Below are 17,986 nucleotides of genomic sequence, written 5' to 3'. Positions count from 1 at the left end.
ACCGCGTGAACAGCGGGGGCGTCATCATCAACGACGAACATTACACAGCGCTGTTGAGACCGGCGAAGAGGCAGAGGACTGAGAATCCGCAAAGCCTCGCCGTGGGGCGCCAGGCGACCGAAGCAAACACGTCTTCCATCAGGCGTGACTCCGATCAAGCCCGAGCGGACCTCATGGCTTCCTCCAGAAGCCGAGAGCGCTCCGACGCGGGGCGTTGAGCTCGATGGCCAGGATGGGGCAGAACAGCTGTTTTGGCGACGGAGAGGCTATGCGATTCCCGGACTGGTAGCTCTCGCCGCGATTCAGGCTGGCATTGGAAGGCGATTGTAGGCCTGGAACGCGCCGATCGCCAGCCAGGCGCGCTGAGACGGATCGCCGACCTCTATAGGATCGGGCACGATATCAGCGGACGACCGGCCGATGTGCAACGTGTCAGGAAAACAGCCGCGCTATTGTCGCCGAGCCTGAACCTTGGCTGCACGAAAGCTCGGCCTGATCGATCACAAGACCAAGCTCGCCCGGTCAATACGCGCTCTCACGTTGGGAAGGCGTTCCGCGCTTCATTAACGAAGGCCGCATCGAGATCGACAGCAACACCGTCCAGCGCTCAATCCGTCCGATTCGCGCTCAACCGCAAGAACGCGCTCTTCGCTGGCTCGAACGGCGATGCCGAACACTGGGGCAGTCATGCATCGCTGATCGAACCCGCAAGCATAATCGTGTCGAGCCACTCGGCTATCTCGCCGACGTCCTCAGCAGCATCGTCGACAGCCATCCAAGCAGCCAGATCCACGACCTGCGCCTGCCTACACCCGGGCGCCCGAGCTGAAGCCTGTGGCCTGAGAACGCTGCTTTCGCTTGATCAGCCTCGTCTGCTAGCTCCTGTCACGCGGCCAAACTACCTCCGTAGCTGACGTCAACGTCAGCGTTGAAGAAGTACCCCGCACCACGACACGTCTTGACCAGGCGAGGATTGGCCGCATCAGCCTCGAGCTTTCGGCGCAAGCGCAAGATCAGGACATCGATACTTCGATCGTAGACCTCCTCTCCACGCACACGGCTCGCGAGCAAAAGCCGTTCTCTGGATAGTACGCTGCGGGGGTTCTCCAGGAACGCGATCAAGAGATTGAACTCACATGCGGTAAGCTTGACCTCGCCACGCTCTGCACAGATCAGCCGCCGCTGCTTGACGCTGAGCTTCCAGGCTCCAAACCGGAACGAGCGATGATCTTTCGTTCGCGGACTGGCAAGGCGCTGGCGTAGCGCTACGCGAATGCGGGCCAGAAACTCGCGCAGCCCGAAAGGCTTGGGAATGAAATCAGTTGCTCCGAGCTCCAGTGCAACGACTTTTTCCGCCTCATCAAGCCGGTCGCCGCTGATCACTATGATGGGTAAGTCTGATTTTGTCGCCAGATTGCGGACGATCGCAAGTCCATCCTCCCGGCCTAGATTGAGGTCAACCACCACGAGGTCGACAGGCTCATGGGATAGAACGTAGTTAAACTGCTTGCTATCGTTGACTGCGGTCACCTTCAAGGCATGCATCCTGAGATACTCGGCGATGAGGCGTCGCATTGCGGCATCATCGTCAATGACAAGAACATGTTTCAACGGCTCACCTTCAATTTTGAATCCCTGTCTAAAGCTGTTGCCGAGCAACCCTGGGGTACCGATGCAGAACAGCTGTCCCTTGCTTACCACTCGCCGTGGCGTGCGGCCAATGTGAGGCCGTTGCTCGTCCTGGTCTTTTCATCCACAGCCAATTGACCGCACCAAGCAGCCCGTGGCGACCAGACGGATCCAAGCGCCGGCATGACCCTGCCATGGCCTCATTCGCTTTATCGATTCGAGGTCGAATGCAGGCCTGTCAAACCACTGGACTTCGACCGCACGGACGCCCAGTTGCCTGCCACGTCGTTGCTTCGTCGCGTTTCTGGCACGTGCGGAGCTGGATCTCGAAATCCTGCCGCTCGTGCGTCCGGCTCGGACGCAGTGGAGCAGCGCGGCGTTTGATTGATTGCAAAGGCGGTGGGCGCAAGAACGGCCGTGTCGCTACATTGGCCTTGGGCGAATGGAATAGTCTCCTGCCAAGCGGGTTCTTTCGAGGTGGCCGGCCGCGCCAAACCCTGGTTCGGGCGCCCGGCAGTCCGGTTGCGGCTACTGTCCGAGTTAACATTTCTCAGTTGAATGCACACACTCCCTTTGAGCCAGTCACTATGCTTACCGATTGCGCCGTCGGACGCCGCCGATGGCGTGCGGTCTTGTGCAGATGGAACTGTACATAATCCTCTGTTGGCGGCCGGCCGAACAGCTGAACCAGGCTCGCACCAGGCTGCGCTGTGCCGCGATGTCTTCCAGTTGACCCTTGCGCCGCGGATTTGCGCCTTCGAGCCAGCTTCGCGGACGAGCTCGCGGTGTCGATGTACCTGACCGTGTAGGGCCGCGCATGGCTGCTTCTCAAAGCAAATGGCAGCATACGGCAACTTTTGGGCAGCTTGGCGCCTTCGTCGGTCTCCCGTTCGACTGGCCCACGGCACGCGCAGTCTGGACAACCCGCCGAGCTTCCATCTTGCCTTTGACCAGGCGTCCGCAGAAGATCCATCATCCATGACGCCGAAGCCGCGGCTTACGGTCCAGGAGCAACGGACGACCGGGACGGGCAATCCGCACACGACTCATCGTATCAAAATGCTTTGGATGTCGCCGGCTGATCGGACCCGGGCCACCCCGCGCATGCGCGAAATGCTCACCCACGCTGACACCAACAAGCTCTTTGTTTCAGTTGAAGCCGAAAAGCTGAACTTGAACATCACACAGTAACAAACCTCCCCGATAAGCGCGTGCCGGACAGGGCCAGAGCCCGCACGGCGGCTTGGAAAGGTAGGTGATAGGAAATGTTTATTGCAGTTTGGCCGCTGGCCATTGTCCTGTTGACATCCATGTCGCTCCCAGCCGAGCCCGCGCCACTTTCGCCCCGTGAGTTCCGCAGCCTATCGCGCAAATGCGCTCCCTGGGTTGCGCCGTCCACCCTAGCCGCGATTGCCAAGATTGAAAGTGGCTTTGAAACGCTGGTGGCTCATGACAACACCACAGGCGAGCAGCTTCGCTGGATAGACCACCTGGAAGCGACGCGGGGCATCAAGAAGCGACTCGAAGCACAACATTCTGTCGATGTTGGATTGATGCAGATAAACAGCAAGAACTTTCCCACGCTAAGTCTCACGCCGGAAAAGGCTTTCGAGCCCTGCGCCTCCCTTTCGGCTGCCGCCCACTTGCTTGAAAGCCGGTATGCCGGCGGCGCGACTGCTCCGGCGCAGCAACTGGCGCTTCGCCGTGCCATCTCGGCCTATAACACGGGCGACGTAACGCGTGGCTTCGCCAACGGTTATGTACGCAAGGTCGAGTCGGCCGCAAAGGACATCTCAAGTCACCTTGAGCCAACGCTGGAGTCGACCGCTCGCGATGCGCCACATCTTGAGGCGCCCGGTCGCAAGGCCGTGCCGCCTCTGCTCCAACAGAGCCAACAGGCCACTAGAAAGCAGCCCAACCAAAATTCGTGGGACATCTGGGGCTCCTATCAGCCAAACCGCTCCAGGGCCGATCCCTCCGGTCCGACAGGCAGCCAGGCTGCGGAAGAGCGGGAACCCTCGAACCCGAACAAACTCGTATTCGATTGAAATCATGGAGATACAATGATGAAGCCACTCAAAATACTTCGTGCGCTTAAAACGCGTGTTCCTTCGCCTTTTTCCATGTTGCGCATGGCGGCTGAATATGTACCGGCCGCTGCTGCGGGCGTCGCGTGGACGGTCTTCTCCAGCGGGCCAGCCGCGGCCCAGGTGACCGGAGGGACGGATCCTGCCACGATGGTCCAGAATATCTGCACCTTCATCCTTGGCCCCTTCGGACAATCGCTGGCTGTGCTCGGACTCGTGGCCATCGGCATCTCCTGGATGTTCGGTCGTGCTTCACTTGGCCTCGTTGCGGGCGTGGTTGGAGGAATCGTCATCATGTTTGGCGCCAGCTTCCTGGGCAAGGCGCTCATAGGCGGCGGCTGATGAGCGACCGGTTGGAAGTGAGCACCCTCTATGTGGCGGCGACACGCCCCGCCCTTTTTCTGGGGGTGCCGCTGACGCTGGCCGGAGCGCTTATGATGTTGGCGGGGCTCGTCATCATCATCCTTAAGAACCCACTTTATGAAGTCGTGCTCGTGCCACTGTGGTTCGGAGCACGGCTGATTGTTGAGCGTGACTATAACGCCGCAAGCGTCGCGTTCCTCTATTTGCAGACCGCCGGCAGAAGCGTGGACGGGCCGGTCTGGGGCGGCGCGAGCGTCAGCGCCAATCCGATCAGAGTGCCGAAACGCGGAAGAGGAATGGTGTAATGTTTGGCGCCAGTGGCCGGACCGAGAGATCTGGCGAGATCTATCTTCCGTATGTCGGTCATCTAAGCGATGAGGTTGTCCTTCTGGAAGACGGATCGATCATGGCCATGGCACATGTGAACGGGCAGCCGTTCGATTTGGAAGACGCTGAGATGCGCAACTCGCGCTGCCGCGCGTTCAACACGCTCTTGCGCAACATCGCCGATGACAACGTCACGCTGTACGCTCATCTTGTGCGAAACAACGATGTGCCGGAGCCGGCATCGCGCCAGTTTCAAAGTTCATTCGCTGGCAGTCTGAGCGAGGCCTATGAGAGCCGGGTGCTGTCGGGCAAGCTGTTTCGCAACGATCACTTCCTCACTGTCATCGTGTTCCCTCGCACCGCAATCGGCAAGATCGGCTGGCGCATTGCCAAATCCCCCAGGCGCAATGACAACGATCTGGCCGCACAAATACGAACCCTGGAGGACCTCTGGCAGATCATTGCTGGGTCACTCGGCGGTTACGGTCTGCGCCGGTTGGGTGTTCGTGAGAAAGGCGACGTGCTCTTCACGGAAATCGGTGAGGCGCTTCGGCTGATCATGACTTGCCGGTTTCTCCCGGTTCCGATGGTTACCGGCTCACTTGGCGCTTCGATCTACACTGACCAAGTCATCTGCGGAAAGCGGGCGCTTGAGATTCGAAGACCCGGGGATAGCTCCGTGGGATCATTGTTTTCGTTGCGTGAGTATCCGGCGACGACGCGGCCAGGAATGCTAAATCCGTTGCTGTCCGCCAACTTCCCGCTTGTGCTCAGCCAGAGCTTTTCCTTCCTCACTCGGCCACAAGCTCATGCGAAGCTCAGCCTTAAGTCCAGCCAGATGACGAGCGCCGGCGACAAGGCTCTCACCCAAATCAATGAACTTGCCGAAGCAGAGGACGCACTGGCAAGTAACGAGTTCGTCATGGGTTCACATCATTTGAGCCTGTGCGTCTATGCCGAAAGCCTCAACAGCCTTGGAGATCGCGCAGCAAATGCCCGCGCAAGGCTGGCCGACACTGGCGCCGTTATTGTCCAAGAGGGTATCGGCATGGAGGCCGCGTACTGGTCCCAACTTCCGGGGAACAAGAAGTGGCGCACGCGCCCCGGGGCGATCACCTCGCACAATTTTGCCGGGCTTGTCTCTTTTGAGAATTTTCCAAGTGGTTCCACTTCCGGCCACTGGGGCAAAGCTGTTGCGCGCTTTCGCACGAGCGGTGGAACTTGTTTCGACTACATCCCGCATGAGAATGACGTCGGTATGACGGCGATATTCGGACCCGTCGGCAAAGGCAAGACGACGCTGATGACGTTTATCCTCGCGATGCTTGAGCAAAGCGTGGTGGATCGCGATGGTGCGATCGTCTTTTTCGACAAGGACCGGGGTGGTGAACTGCTGGTGCGAGCCACCGGAGGGACATATCTAGCGTTGCGCAGAGGCGCTCCGAGCGGCTTGGCCCCTCTGCGTGGACTGGACAACACCTCCGCCTCGCTGGACTTTCTGCGCGAGTGGTTGATGGCCCTGATCGAGAGTGACGGTCGTGGCCCGATCTCGCCGGAGGAAAGCCGTCGACTGGAGCGTGGCATTGTTCGTCAACTTTCGTTCGAACCCGTCATGCGCTCAATTGCGGGCCTGCGCGAATTCCTGCTGCACGGCCCCTCCGAGGGCGCAGGAGCACGGCTGCAGCGCTGGTGTCGAGGGAATGCGCTTGGATGGGCCTTTGACGGCGATGTCGATGAAGTAAAGCTGGATGCCTCCATTACCGGCTTCGACATGACGCAGCTCCTGGAATTTGAGGAGGTCTGCGCGCCGGCCGCCGCATATCTTCTGCACCGCGTGGGCGCTGTTGTCGATGGCCGTCGGTTCGTCATGAGCTGCGACGAATTTCGCTTCTATCTGCTCAACCCCCAGTTCTCGGCTGTTATCGACAAGTTCTTGCTTACCGTCCGCAAGAATAATGGGATGTTGATACTCGCAACGCAGCAGCCTGAACACGTGCTTGAATCGCCGCTCGGAGCCAGTCTCGTTGCGCAATGCATGACGAAGATTTTCTACCCATCACCGACGGCGGACCGGGTTGCGTATGTCGATGGCTTGAAGTGCACCACGCAGGAGTTCGAGGCAATCCGCCAGGGAATGGCAATTGGCAGCCGCAAGTTTTTGCTCAAGCGCGACAGCGGGAGTGTTGTTTGCGAATTCGATCTCGGCCAGATGCGCGAGCATGTAGCCGTACTCTCGGGGCGTGCCAATACCGTGCGCTTTGCCGACCAGCTTCGTGACCAGCACGGAGATGCCCCAAGTGCGTGGCTCGACGAGTTCATGGCTCGTTACCACGAAGTTCAAGACTGACGGAGGACTATTCATGAGATTTGCCAAGATTGCAGCGACGGCGCTCGCTGCTTCCTTTCTGCTTGGCACACAGGCCCGGTCGCAATTTATTGTCAGCGATCCGCTAACGGAAGCACAATCGGCCTTAACAGCGGGTTCCACTGCGGCGATCCTTATAAAGTCAGCCCAAACGCTCGCTGCTACGATCGAAATGGTGGATATGCTGACGTCGTCATTTGCTGTCACGGGACTGTTGGGCGCACTCAACCAAGGAAATCACTACCCATCCAGCAATAGGCTGGAGGAGCAGATGTTTGATGGTGGGAAGCCAGCTTCGACCATGGCGTGGAACATTGCGGGGGACTCAAATCGGACAGTCACCGGCTCCGATGCAGAAGCGGAACTGTTAAAGGCACAGATCTCTGGTGCCGCCAATACCGCAGCTCTCGCAGCCGACACTATGGGCGTAATGGACAGGCGCCTTAAGAATAACGCCGACACGCTTGGTCAGCTTTCCCGCTCGGGAAATATCGTGCAGGCCACAGTGACCAACGGTCTGGTCCTCAAGCAGATTCACGATGCGATCATTCAGAATGTCCAGGCCACGAGTCTGCTGACGATGGCCACTGCACAAGCGAGCCTTCACGCCGCGGAGGAGGCTGCCACGCAGCGTCGCGAACGCCGGGACACCGCCAAAATGTTCGGCAGCCTCCCGTGAACCACGCAGAGTTCATCCGGCTCAGCTGCGCTGATCAGGGACAAATCAGGCTCAGGCCATGACTTTCAGGATTCCCGCGCCATTCACGGCCATACACACGATCTTTGATGTGGCCTTTACGTCAGGGCTGCACAACGTGCTTGAAAAAATCCAAGAGGCGGTCAGCGCGCCTCTGGTTGCGTGTGTGACGCTTTGGATAATAATCCAAGGCTGTCTGGTCATGCGTGGTCAAGTCGATGCGCGCGGGGGTATCTCGCGCGTAATCATGGTGTCGATTGTCGTTGCCCTTATCTTAGACCAGTCCAACTACCAGCATTACATTGAAGCGTTCTTCGACGACACGATTCCTAGGTTTGCTCACCAGATAAGTAGCAGCGACTTGCCATTCGTCGATATTCCCGGGAAGCTCGACTTGATGTTTGCTTCAAGCCAGTTTGCGTTTCAGATGATTGCTTCCGAAATTGGGCCTATGAACGGCCAGGACATACTTGCGTTCGAGGGAGCGCAATGGATTTTCTACGGCTCGATGTGGACAGCGTTCGAGATCTACGATGCCGTGGGAATTCTGACGAAGGTGCTCTTGACGATCGGCCCTTTGGTCCTTGTAGGCTATCTTTTCGATCACACGCGAGACATGGCCACCAGATGGATCGGCCAACTGCTCTCGTACGGGCTGCTGCTTCTCCTCCTCAACATCGTTGCAACGATAGTTATCGCTGCCGAAGCAGTCGCGCTGGGGGGCATGATTATCATGATCAAAATGTCGTCCACGACAGCAGCCAAGATCATCGGGCTTTACGAGCTCGACATGCTCTTCCTGGCTGGCGACGCTCTGATCATCGCGCTTCCGACGATCGCCAGCAGCATCGCCGGCGGCTCTTGGGCAGGCGAGAACCGATCTCTGAACAATCTCAACCGCTACTTTGCCAAAACGGCGCGTCATTAATCAATAACCGGTGCCAAAAACATGAAACGCTATCTACTGTTGTCAATCCTCGCTTTGGCGGCCTGCAAGACAACCGATCGGCTTGCGACCTGCACGGGTACGCCATTCCAACTGAACGCCGGACAATGGGAAACCACTCCTGAGGATCTTCAGGTCGAGTGCGCGGAAGAGCCCAAGTGAAATTTCCTGAACATGCTCTTCTGGTGGAGAGAGAAACGCTAGCCGCCCACTACAAGAAGGTGGAAGCGTTTCAAACTTCGCGAGCGAAGTCTGCGCGGCGCCTGTCAAAGGCCCTTGTAGCCTTTGCGGCAGTGGCGGTCCTAGGAAATGTTGCCCAGGCATTTACCATCGCTGCCATGGTCCCGTTGGCCAAGCTCGTACCTGTGTTCCTCTGGGTGCGGCCGGACGGGACCGTTGACAGCGAAGTGTCAATCTCTCGACTGCCCGCAACTCAAGACCGAGCCGTCATAAACGCTTCGCTGTGGGAATATGTACGCCTGCGCGAGGGCTACACGGCAGATACAGCCCAATACGCCTATGACCTCGTATCCAGTTTCAGCGCACCGGCTGTGCAACAGCAATATCAAGATTTCTTCAACTATCCCAATCCCACCTCGCCGCAGGTCACGGTTGGCAAGCGCGGCAAGCTCGAGGTCGGGCATATTTCATCAAACGACATCAGTCCCGACGTTCAGCAGATCCGATACAAACGTACGCTTGTTGTCGATGGGCAGACACCGATAGTGACCTCCTGGACAGCTACCATCCGCTACGAGCGCTTGACGGGTCTGCCTGGGCAATCGAGGCTCACCAATCCGGGAGGTCTACTCGTCACCTCCTATCAAACCTCGGAAGATACCGTATCGAATCTGGGCGACGTGCAGCCATGACAAAAAGAGCATTTCTGGCGCTGGCCTGTTCACTCTTCCTAACGATGGAAGCGTGCGCCGAAGACACGCCGCTTGCCGGCAAGCATGATGCGCGGATGCGCTACCTGGCTTACCGTCCCGACGAAGTGGTGCGCCTATCGACCGCAGTTGGGGCAACGCTGGTTGTCACATTCGCGGCCAACGAGACCGTCGCAGCCGTGGCCGTTTCCAATAGCAAGGACCTGGCTGCGCTCCCGCGCGCCAATTATCTCTTTTTCAAGGCTAGCCGGATGCTGTCGCCGCAGCCGGTCGTCGTGCTGGCCGAGAGCGAGTCCGGTACACGCAGATACGTCTTCAGTATTTCAACAAAAGAGATGCCAAAACTCGATGAGCAGCAACCAGACCTATACTACAGCGTGCAGTTCACCTATCCTGCTGATGAGGCTGCTGCTCAGAGAAAGGAAGCAGAAAGGCGCTGGAGTCTTGGCCGAGCCCGGGCGAAAGTGCTGCAAGACGAGAGAGTTCAGGATTTGTTGAATCGGCCCGCCGCAACTGCCAGTCCAGACGAAAGCAATTTTCACTATGTCGCAAAGGGCGATCGATCGCTGGCGCCGCTGGAAGTTTTCGATAATGGCTTTACGACCGTATTTGGCTTCGCAAGCAATTCCCGCATACCCTCCCTGTACATTATCAATCCCGACGGCAAGGAAGCCGCTGCCAATTACACGGTCAAAGGCGACTATGTTGAAGTATCCGCCGTCGCCCGGGAATGGCGTCTGAGAGATGGCAACACGGTCTTGTCCATTTTCAACAGGGCTTATGACCCTGTGGGACGAGCGCCAGGGACCGGTACAGTGACACCCGACGTGTGGCGCGTTTTGAAAGGCTCGGGACGATGAATGAAACCGGCCCGCAGGCGGGACATGATGTCCATGCATCCGGATCGATGGTCTCGGAGCCGGCCCGCCGGCATGTTTCGGGATCACAGAAGTTGGTCGTCGCTGCTCTTGTTCTGATCTCGTCTCTATCGCTCATCTGGCTCGGAGGTCGTTCCAGCACACAAGACGAACCATCTCAGCCAAAACCGCCAATTGTCGCCAACGCCGAGCCATTCCGTCCCGTGCCAATCGAGGTTGCTCCAGAACCTCCAGCACCGGCAGAGGCGGCGCAGGCGGCAGATCCTGCGCCATCCACGCCGCCCCCAACGGCGCCAGCTGATGCGCCGCCAGAGGAAACACCAATTTTCGCCTACAGTAGCAGCAGTCAAATGCCCAATGACGGTCAGCGGAGCGAAGACGACCATAAGGATGCTCCCACGACACCGGATGAGATTTCAAGCGGTGGCGATCTGTCAGGCCGATTGAAGCCAGATATACAGGAGCCGAGCCGGGCCACACTTTTGCCGCACCCTGATCTCGTGATTACTCAAGGAACGATCATTCCATGCATTTTGCAAACGGCGGTCGACACAAATTTACCCGGCTATGTGAAGTGCGTCTTACCTAAAGCCGTCCGCGGCGCCACCAACAATGTCGTGCTCTTGGATCGCGGGACGACCGTGATTGGCGAGATCCAGCACGGTCTCCAGCAGGGGGATGCGCGTGTCTTCGTGCTGTGGACGCGCATCGAAACACCTGACCATGCCCTCGTTTCGATAGCATCGCCGGGCGCTGACGAGCTCGGCCGCTCCGGAATGCCTGGCACGGTGGACAATCACTTCCGGGAACGCTTTGGCGGAGCGATCCTCATGAGTGTCATCCAAGGCGCGTTTCAGGCGGCTGGTCAATATGCGGCCAGCTCTGGCGGAGGAAGCGGCATCAACAGCTTCCAGAGCAATGGTGGACAAGCCGTCGAGACGACATTGAGAGCGACGATCAACCTTCCCCCAACCTTGAAGAAAAATCAGGGAGACGCCGTATCCATCTTTGTGGCTCGGGACCTCGACTTCTCCGATGTATACGATCTTAGAGCGACTGCCGTGGCGCCGTCCCCCCAACATCGCGAACGCCGGAGAGACAACAATGCAATCGGAGGCTGATCCTCAATTGCGTTTGCTTCTCGAGCCCGTTCTGAAATGGCTTGAGGAGCCAAGGACCGAAGAGGTCGCCATCAACCGGCCTGGGGAAGCCTTTGTCCGACAGGCCGGCGTGTTCACGAAACACGCGCTGCCACTGTCTTATGATGATCTGGAGGACATCGCGATCCTCGCCGGAGCGCTGCGCAAGCAAGATGTCGGACCCCAAAGCCCCCTCTGTGCGACTGAGTTGCCGAACGGAGAGCGGCTGCAGATCTGTTTGCCGCCCGCTGTACCCTCAGGAACAATAAGCCTGACGATACGGCGTCCCTCAAGTCGTGTGACCGAACTCAAGGAAGTTTCTTCTCGCTACGAATACTCGCGTTGGAATCAATGGCGCTCACGAAAAGAGCGCCAAGAGCGGCAGGACGAAACGATTCTTCAGCACTACGACCATGGCGACCTGGAGGAATTTTTGCGAGCCTGCGTCTGCGGGCGGCTCACGATGCTGCTTTGCGGACCAACTGGAAGCGGCAAAACGACAATGAGCAAGACTTTGATCAACGCTATACCCCCGCATGAGAGGTTGATCAGCATCGAGGACACGCTCGAACTTGCAATCCCGCACGAGAACCATGTCCGCTTACTCTATCCAAAGGACCGGGCAGGCGCAGGTACAGTGACGGCCGAGCAACTGTTGCAAGCCAGCTTGCGCATGCGCCCTGATCGAATATTGCTTGGCGAGATGCGCGATGATGCCGCTTGGGCCTACCTTAGTGAAGTCGTCTCCGGCCATGCAGGATCGATATCAACGATTCATGGGGCTGATCCGGTCCAAGGTTTCAAAAAGCTCTTTTCACTCGTCAAGAGCAGCGCGCAAGGAGCCGCTGTGGAAGACCGCACGCTTCTTGACATGCTGTCGGCTGCCATTGACGTCATCGTACCGTTCCGTACCCAAGGCGACGTGTATGAGGTGGGAGAGGTATGGCTCGCCGCCGATGCCCGGCGACGGGGAGAGACCGTAGCCGACCTTCTCAATAAGCACTAAGGAAACGTCTCGGGATCGATAAGTCGGTGATGTGACGCGTCATTGTTCTGCTCCAATGCCCTTTTGACGGTCTTCTCGGATTGCTTGGGTAGCCCGATCGAGTCGGCGGGATCATGCCATCATCATTGTACGAACCGCATGCTGCATTGTCCGGGACGAAACCGGCTTCGCTAGCCAAAGGACGAAGGCCTGATTGGCAGATGTGACCGGCATGGGGTCGATTTCGCCCACGACTATGACAGGCACCGTCATCAGGGTGGGGCATACGGATTCGGCCTGTCCTCGCTCCAGGAAAGGCATTTTACCCAAGATCAGCAGGTCGGCTGCCTTCCCGCTCTCGGTCCAGCCGCAAAGACTTTCGAAGGTCGCGAAGCCGACGGGCTTATAACCCAGCGCGGCGATCTTGTCCTTGTAGATCTCCAACTCTGCTGGATCGGGCTCCACGACTGCAATGATTTCTCCGTTGCCAAGTGACCCGTCGTATGGACCGAAAGCGATGTCAGCGCTGACTGGCTTCTCCTCGCAGGCCGGTAAGTAGATGTCAAACCGCGTCCCTTGGCCAACAGCCGAGGTGACGTCAAGGCATCCTCCGAGCGCGCTCACGTGCCTGTCAACCGCAGCAAGACCCAGCCCGGTCCCGCCGACGAGAGAGCGCGTGGTAAAGAAGGGCTCAAAGACATGCGGAAGTATCGAACTTGCGATTCCTGGGCCATCGTCGCTGATGGAGAGGAGAACGTAATCTCCAGGTCTCAAGGTGCCCTGAGCCAGCGGCTTGATTTGGCACACCTGAGCGCGGGAAACGCTAACCTCGACACGGCCCTCGTTCAAGACAGCCTCCGACGCGTTCTTGCACAGATTCATGAGGATCTGCTGCATCTCGGTTGGGCTGCCCTCGACCATCGTTTGCCACTTGTTGATCTTGAAGTTCAACTGAACATCCGCACGAACTGTAACCCGCAGCAATGACGCGAGATCCATGACAATTTCGGAGACGTTGAAAGGCACTGCAACGCGCTTTCGGTTTCGGCTGAGCGACAAGATCTGGTCAACGATCAGCTTGGCTCGGTGTCCAGCTAAGATGATTTGGTCGATGTGGTTCCGAATTCTGGAGGGGCGACGCACCAGACCTTGGGCAATTTCTGAATATCCGATTATCGCGCCTAAAATATTGTTGAACTCATGTGTGGCGCCGCTTGCGATCGTGCCGACGGTCCTCAGCCTTTCCACATGCTCCCATCGACTCACCAGAAGGTCGCGTTCGGTATTTACACGTTGCATTTCAAGATGGTTGCTCAAACGCACAATGGCACTGGCAAGAACCCGCAGGTCGTCTGCTGAGGGGAGTGAGCGATCTCGTTCAAAAACAAGGATGCAAACCACAGCCTGCTGATCGGAGGCCCTGCAAGCAACAATTTGACAAACACCGGAAGTACCTAGGGCGGTCCGAACCATTTCCGCCGCCGAAACGACGCGAAACACTGGTCGTCCGGCACGGACAAGTGAAACGACTTCCTCAATAAGCGCCACGTTCCAGACGGGTATGCCCGTGTTCGCCACAAAGCACTCAGTCTGCCTGCTGAGACTCGGATCCACCAGAGCAAGCGCGCATTGATGCGCATCGAAAACGCGTTGCATGACTCTAAGCGCTGCTTCGGTGGAAAAGCGCGCCGCGGCGTTCTTTGCTTTGCTATCGTTAAAGCGAGATTCGATCTCACGCATTGCCTCTTCAAGCTGCAACCGCCTTTTCAGCCGGTTCATCCGCAGATGCTGCCTGGAGGAACGAATGATCGCAAACAAGCAGAGGCATATGGACAGCAAGCCAAAGGAAAATCGCGTACGCTGCGCTTGCGCGCTGGCCAAGTTGTAGCCTTTCAGATGCTCTCGCTCCAGTTCGGCGGCCCTGGAGGACGTGTCGAGGGATGCGATCTGATTGGCAGCTTGGTCCAACCTCCATAAACAAGACAGGAGACTGCGGAAAATGCCCAAAGCATCCGCGGCAGCCCGGGCCTGGCTCGGAGCAAATCGGTCGGGAGGCTGATCCATCTGTGATGCAAGGGTGAGCCCCGGTTCGGCCGAAAACGCGATCAGCTTAGACAGTGCAACCCTGCGCGACGATGCCCCCCCAAGGCGACCAAGCGAGCGAGCAAGATCTGCAAGAAAGTTTTGCACAAGCTGATCTTGCTTGACCAAGGCTGAGACGGCAGCCTCTTTGTTTTCGATCGACTTTATGAGCTGCGCGCGCAATCTGGATTGCCCGGAGCTCTCATCGGGCGAGACCTCGGGAGGGCGTTGGAAGTTTTCACGATTCCTTTGCAATGCCTGTCCGGTAGAAGAAACCGACCGGGAGTCCAAGACCATATCCGTCCGGGCGCGAGCGACGTCGCGCCGGAGTAATGCATCGTTGATCTGAATCGTTCGCAGTTGACTTAGGATCGCGTCGTTGATCTGCGGAGGCTGCCCCTGCGTCCCGACCAAGAGCGCAGTCGAGGCGGCTAGGGCGATTACAATTGCTTTGTCGGAACTGAGCCGTGTTTCCCAAGGAAACGGCGTTTGATGCGCGGTGCACGCCTTGCGAAGGTCCAACCCGCAGTCCAGCTCGCCACGGATTCGGTAGGCGGCCGGATGCTGCTGGAATAAGAAAGCCACGCCTACCTCTCCCCTTATGAGGACGGTTCAACACCGTTGCCAAACTTGGTTTTGAGCCGCTTCCAGAACGGGAATGAGCGTCCAAAGGACCCCCGCGATGCGGAGCACATCGTTGCGGTCTTGGAAGCAGATGAATACAACGCGCAGGCGGTGCTTCGCCCCTTCGCGGCTTCAGGGGCCCTCAGCTGAGGCCCAGGATGAAGCGCCGATTGGGTGAACGGATAGGGCGCGCGTTCCGGGGATATAGCGAGGTAAATCGCTCCATGTCTGCTGGGTCGACCTCAACCGGTTCCGTCGCCACCATCCAGTCGACGTTTTCCGTGCATGGTGGTGATGTCAAGGATCCTTCATATGTCCAGTAGCCAAGCGAAGCCGGCAGAAGCCCGTTCGGGTCAACATTGTCGACCGCTGCCTCTTCGCCCGACGTTGCTGGAAATGCTGCAGCAAGCCTGGCAAAACTGGCATTTGTCGCGCCTGGCGTCAGAAACACGCCCAGCACACCCAGAGTATCGCTGTTGCGGTCCTTATGGACAAAATGCGCTTCCATCGGGAAAGTCTTGCCTGCGACGTGGTGCTCGCTTGGCGCATGGAAGTGGAACTGTAGCAGCTCATAGACACGATCCCCCCGAGTGAGCGTGCTGCCTTGCGGCAGGTTCGTTTGAATGGTGTGGCCGTTGTTAATCATCCTGCCGCCACCCCTGTGCCAGCCTATGGCGATGTGGGGTATATCCGCTTTGACCGCGCCCTTGATATCGACCGGCGATTGCTGCATGCCCGCCGAGCAGACCAAATTCGTCTTGTCCAGCTGCCCCCATTGTTCGGGTCCGACCGGGCCTGCATATCCCCATTCGGTGCTGGCCGCCCGCGCGGCTTCAGCGCAAATAGGACACGCACCCAGCGCAATGAACCCCTTGATCAGATTACGACGGTGCATATTGGCTTGGCTCCTCTCAACACTTCAATTTAGCGCTGGCCGAGAAACTGCGGTCGAGGTTGTGGGCGACGTCCTCGCAATTTGCAGCCGAACAGTTCGGTCCGCCGCCATCGCTGCTTCGGGTTGACCGACAAAGGACAGTCCCGCGGCCGTGCTCGCCACCACATACGGTGTGCAGTGATTTTCACCCGGCAGATGGTCCCAGCTACTTGGCCGAAGCCATAGTCTCCACGACGGCCGATTGCCGTTGCGTCGCAGATCAGATGGTCGCCCCCACCGAAGATCGCCTCGGCACCCTGGCCGCACTGGGCAAGCGATTCCATGCAACGACTCCGATGGCGCCCACCACGCCAAGTGACGCTTCATATTCATCATTGGACAGCCAGAAAAATCGATTGCTTCGATATGAACATCCACGACATGGATGCATTGATGCCCAGTTTGCGGTGCTGCTGGGGCACCGGTTGACATCGGAGTGTCCGCCATATCTCGGCGAATGCGACATCAGGACCCCGAGGCTTGCGCCCCTCTGGGCGGTCCGCTGCGTGGTCGGCCATGTTCATGGGCAACTCAGGTTCTTGGTGAACTGTACTGATGTTGCAAAGACGCCCGCCGAAAGCTGATCCTGAACCACTGAGGAAACTTGACGAGTGCCTGGAGGGAACGTCCAGCTGTCTACCGTTCTTGCCGTGCCGGCGAAGCTCGAGATATCGAGCAGTCCATCGTAATGGGGGTAGCACAACCGGGATTCATATGGGCCGAAAGATGTCCCGGACCAGCTGTTGAGTGGCATTACTGAGCGCTCGGTGGGAGCCTCGCTGAGCAGGCTATGCAGTCCAGCAAGGAATTCCGGGCATGATCTTCCGGGACGACGTCTTGAACATCGCAAGGCCGGACACCGAGGTCACCACTCGGACCCCCGACATTCAGATTCTAGAACGAGCTTTGGAATCGCAGTACGCCGCCGAGGCTGTCCGCTTTGCCGTGTGTCGGATTCATGCCGGAACGGCCGACGGCAGTGAGATTGGCGTAGTGGGCATAGTCGACTTCGGCTGTGACTATGAAACCTGGAATGGCCATATAGGCGACGTTTGCAGCCAGTCCGGAGTTCCTGAGCTGATCACCAGAGAGCTGGAGGTTCAACGACGTTTTCTCGTCGAGCGTGTAAGTGGCACCCATCCACAAAGCCCAGTCGCCGCTCCAATTCTTGTAGAAGTTGCGACCATGAGCGGCGACTGCCTTGGTTGGGTCGTCGTTGAGATTGCCAACGGAGCCGTAGCCGAACATACCGAATAGCGACACGTCATCTGTGACATTGACGTCGATGCGGACCTTGCCGGCCAAAGCGTCGTAATTGCTGTCACGAGCGATGACGCCGGTGATTGCGCCCCCGGCCTGCGTCTGTCTCACGCCTAGGACGACGTGGGGAACATGGCTGTCGAGAGAACCGACCTCACCCGCCCCTTGTTCAAGTGAAACCAGAGCTGAAAAGCCATTGGCGAAATCCAAATAGTACTGAGCCACGTTGGTATCGAAGTCGCCATACGGAACAAGTGCGTTATTGAGGATGTTCCCGGCGTATCCGATAAATGTGTCGAAGGCCGATTCGTCCTTCCCGACTCGGAGACCACCAAGCTGGATCCAGGCGGAAGCCAACTTGGCGCCACTGTTGAAGGCTTGGTTCTGAGCACTGTCCGGACCCGGATAAGGGTTGCGGTTGCCGAAGTTCAGGCGGCTTTCAGTATAGGTCTTCAGTGGTCCGATTTCGATTTCCTGGCGCGTCCAAGTCTTGAACGTGAAACGCGTGTTGTTTCGCCAACTGCCCTGAGCCTCCCCGGTTCTCGCACTGGATGTTCTTACCCCCTCATGCGAACGGACATCGCCGATGCCGACGTCGTATCGAATGTAGCCGCCGATGCGCAGGCAGGTGTCGGTGTTGGGGACATGGAAGTAGCCGGGACCGTAGACGTCGCAGATGTGGACATGTTCGGTCCGGTCCGACGCGGAGATTTCGTCCGCCGCGCGAGCCCCCGAAACGGAGGTCAGGGCCGCAACCGAGCCGAGAAGAAGGCTGCTCAC

The 17,986-nt window shown here is 58.2% G+C and carries 18 protein-coding genes and 1 pseudogene; 14 read left to right on the top strand and 5 right to left on the bottom strand.

From position 1 onward, the window contains the following. Positions 1 to 218 (top strand): hypothetical protein (locus AC0L26_RS31455; protein WP_473459564.1); only part of this gene is annotated, 218 nt, incomplete at its 5' end. A gap of 121 nt (positions 219 to 339) precedes the next feature. Beyond that, positions 340 to 843, top strand: a pseudogene (locus AC0L26_RS31450) (IS66 family transposase); the annotation flags it as partial. Between the two features lie 42 nt (positions 844 to 885). Here AC0L26_RS31450 and virG read toward each other — a convergent pair. Further along, the gene (gene virG / locus AC0L26_RS31445; protein WP_473458219.1) at positions 886 to 1,611 is read right to left on the bottom strand and encodes a two-component system response regulator VirG; all 726 of its coding nucleotides are present in this window, start codon (positions 1,609 to 1,611) and stop codon (positions 886 to 888) included. Positions 1,612 to 2,607: 996 nt separating this feature from the next. Between virG and AC0L26_RS31440 the strand changes: the two genes are divergently transcribed. From AC0L26_RS31440 to virB11, 12 genes are all read left to right on the top strand, one after another. Beyond that, positions 2,608 to 2,820, top strand: coding sequence for a hypothetical protein (locus tag AC0L26_RS31440; protein ID WP_473606718.1), 213 nt, complete (start codon positions 2,608 to 2,610; stop codon positions 2,818 to 2,820). A 74-nt stretch (positions 2,821 to 2,894) separates the two neighbouring features. Next, positions 2,895 to 3,677 carry a type IV secretion system lytic transglycosylase VirB1 gene (locus AC0L26_RS31435; protein WP_473606716.1) on the top strand — a complete coding sequence of 261 codons (783 nt, stop codon included), beginning with the start codon at positions 2,895 to 2,897 and terminating at the stop codon, positions 3,675 to 3,677. 75 nt (positions 3,678 to 3,752) lie between these two features. After that, positions 3,753 to 4,058 carry a pilin major subunit VirB2 gene (virB2, locus tag AC0L26_RS31430; protein ID WP_473458220.1) on the top strand — a complete coding sequence of 102 codons (306 nt, stop codon included), beginning with the start codon at positions 3,753 to 3,755 and terminating at the stop codon, positions 4,056 to 4,058. Further along, complete coding sequence (locus tag AC0L26_RS31425) at positions 4,058 to 4,384, top strand: type IV secretion system protein VirB3 (RefSeq protein ID WP_473564846.1); 327 nt, start codon at positions 4,058 to 4,060, stop codon at positions 4,382 to 4,384. The genes virB2 and AC0L26_RS31425 overlap by 1 nt, the downstream gene beginning before the upstream one ends. After that, positions 4,384 to 6,753 carry a type IV secretion/conjugal transfer ATPase VirB4 gene (gene virB4, locus AC0L26_RS31420; RefSeq protein WP_473636014.1) on the top strand — a complete coding sequence of 790 codons (2,370 nt, stop codon included), beginning with the start codon at positions 4,384 to 4,386 and terminating at the stop codon, positions 6,751 to 6,753. Before AC0L26_RS31425 ends, virB4 begins: the two co-directional genes overlap by 1 nt. A gap of 13 nt (positions 6,754 to 6,766) precedes the next feature. Next, a complete protein-coding gene (locus tag AC0L26_RS31415) occupies positions 6,767 to 7,450 on the top strand; it encodes a TrbJ/VirB5 family protein (RefSeq protein WP_473606715.1) in 684 nt (227 codons plus the stop codon). Positions 7,451 to 7,508: 58 nt separating this feature from the next. Further along, positions 7,509 to 8,396 carry a type IV secretion system protein gene (locus AC0L26_RS31410; RefSeq protein WP_473606714.1) on the top strand — a complete coding sequence of 296 codons (888 nt, stop codon included), beginning with the start codon at positions 7,509 to 7,511 and terminating at the stop codon, positions 8,394 to 8,396. Positions 8,397 to 8,417: 21 nt separating this feature from the next. Further along, a complete protein-coding gene (locus tag AC0L26_RS31405) occupies positions 8,418 to 8,576 on the top strand; it encodes a type IV secretion system lipoprotein VirB7 (protein ID WP_095814513.1) in 159 nt (52 codons plus the stop codon). Next, positions 8,573 to 9,286, top strand: coding sequence for a type IV secretion system protein VirB8 (locus tag AC0L26_RS31400; protein ID WP_473636013.1), 714 nt, complete (start codon positions 8,573 to 8,575; stop codon positions 9,284 to 9,286). The genes AC0L26_RS31405 and AC0L26_RS31400 overlap by 4 nt, the downstream gene beginning before the upstream one ends. Continuing rightward, positions 9,283 to 10,164 carry a TrbG/VirB9 family P-type conjugative transfer protein gene (locus AC0L26_RS31395; protein WP_473564851.1) on the top strand — a complete coding sequence of 294 codons (882 nt, stop codon included), beginning with the start codon at positions 9,283 to 9,285 and terminating at the stop codon, positions 10,162 to 10,164. The genes AC0L26_RS31400 and AC0L26_RS31395 overlap by 4 nt, the downstream gene beginning before the upstream one ends. After that, complete coding sequence (virB10, locus tag AC0L26_RS31390) at positions 10,161 to 11,303, top strand: type IV secretion system protein VirB10 (RefSeq protein ID WP_473636012.1); 1,143 nt, start codon at positions 10,161 to 10,163, stop codon at positions 11,301 to 11,303. The genes AC0L26_RS31395 and virB10 overlap by 4 nt, the downstream gene beginning before the upstream one ends. After that, the gene (gene virB11 / locus AC0L26_RS31385; protein ID WP_473603604.1) at positions 11,287 to 12,327 is read left to right on the top strand and encodes a P-type DNA transfer ATPase VirB11; all 1,041 of its coding nucleotides are present in this window, start codon (positions 11,287 to 11,289) and stop codon (positions 12,325 to 12,327) included. The genes virB10 and virB11 overlap by 17 nt, the downstream gene beginning before the upstream one ends. Positions 12,328 to 12,438: 111 nt before the next feature. On the opposite strand, the gene AC0L26_RS31380 is transcribed toward virB11, so the two are convergent. From AC0L26_RS31380 to AC0L26_RS31365, 4 genes are all read right to left on the bottom strand, one after another. Further along, positions 12,439 to 14,973, bottom strand: a complete 2,535-nt coding sequence (locus AC0L26_RS31380; protein WP_473636011.1) for a two-component system VirA-like sensor kinase — start codon at positions 14,971 to 14,973, stop codon at positions 12,439 to 12,441. 181 nt (positions 14,974 to 15,154) lie between these two features. Beyond that, positions 15,155 to 15,907 (bottom strand): carbonic anhydrase, encoded by a 753-nt coding sequence (locus tag AC0L26_RS31375; protein WP_473564855.1) that lies wholly within the window; start codon positions 15,905 to 15,907, stop codon positions 15,155 to 15,157. A 29-nt stretch (positions 15,908 to 15,936) separates the two neighbouring features. Then, positions 15,937 to 16,230 (bottom strand): hypothetical protein, encoded by a 294-nt coding sequence (locus tag AC0L26_RS31370; RefSeq protein WP_473636010.1) that lies wholly within the window; start codon positions 16,228 to 16,230, stop codon positions 15,937 to 15,939. A gap of 610 nt (positions 16,231 to 16,840) precedes the next feature. Beyond that, on the bottom strand, positions 16,841 to 17,986 hold a 1,146-nt coding region (locus tag AC0L26_RS31365; RefSeq protein ID WP_473636009.1), incomplete at its 5' end, for a porin.

Source organism: Mesorhizobium sp. WSM4823 (assembly GCF_055811195.1).
Note: the sequence above shows the minus strand (reverse complement) of the source record. Positions and strands in the feature narration are given on the sequence as shown.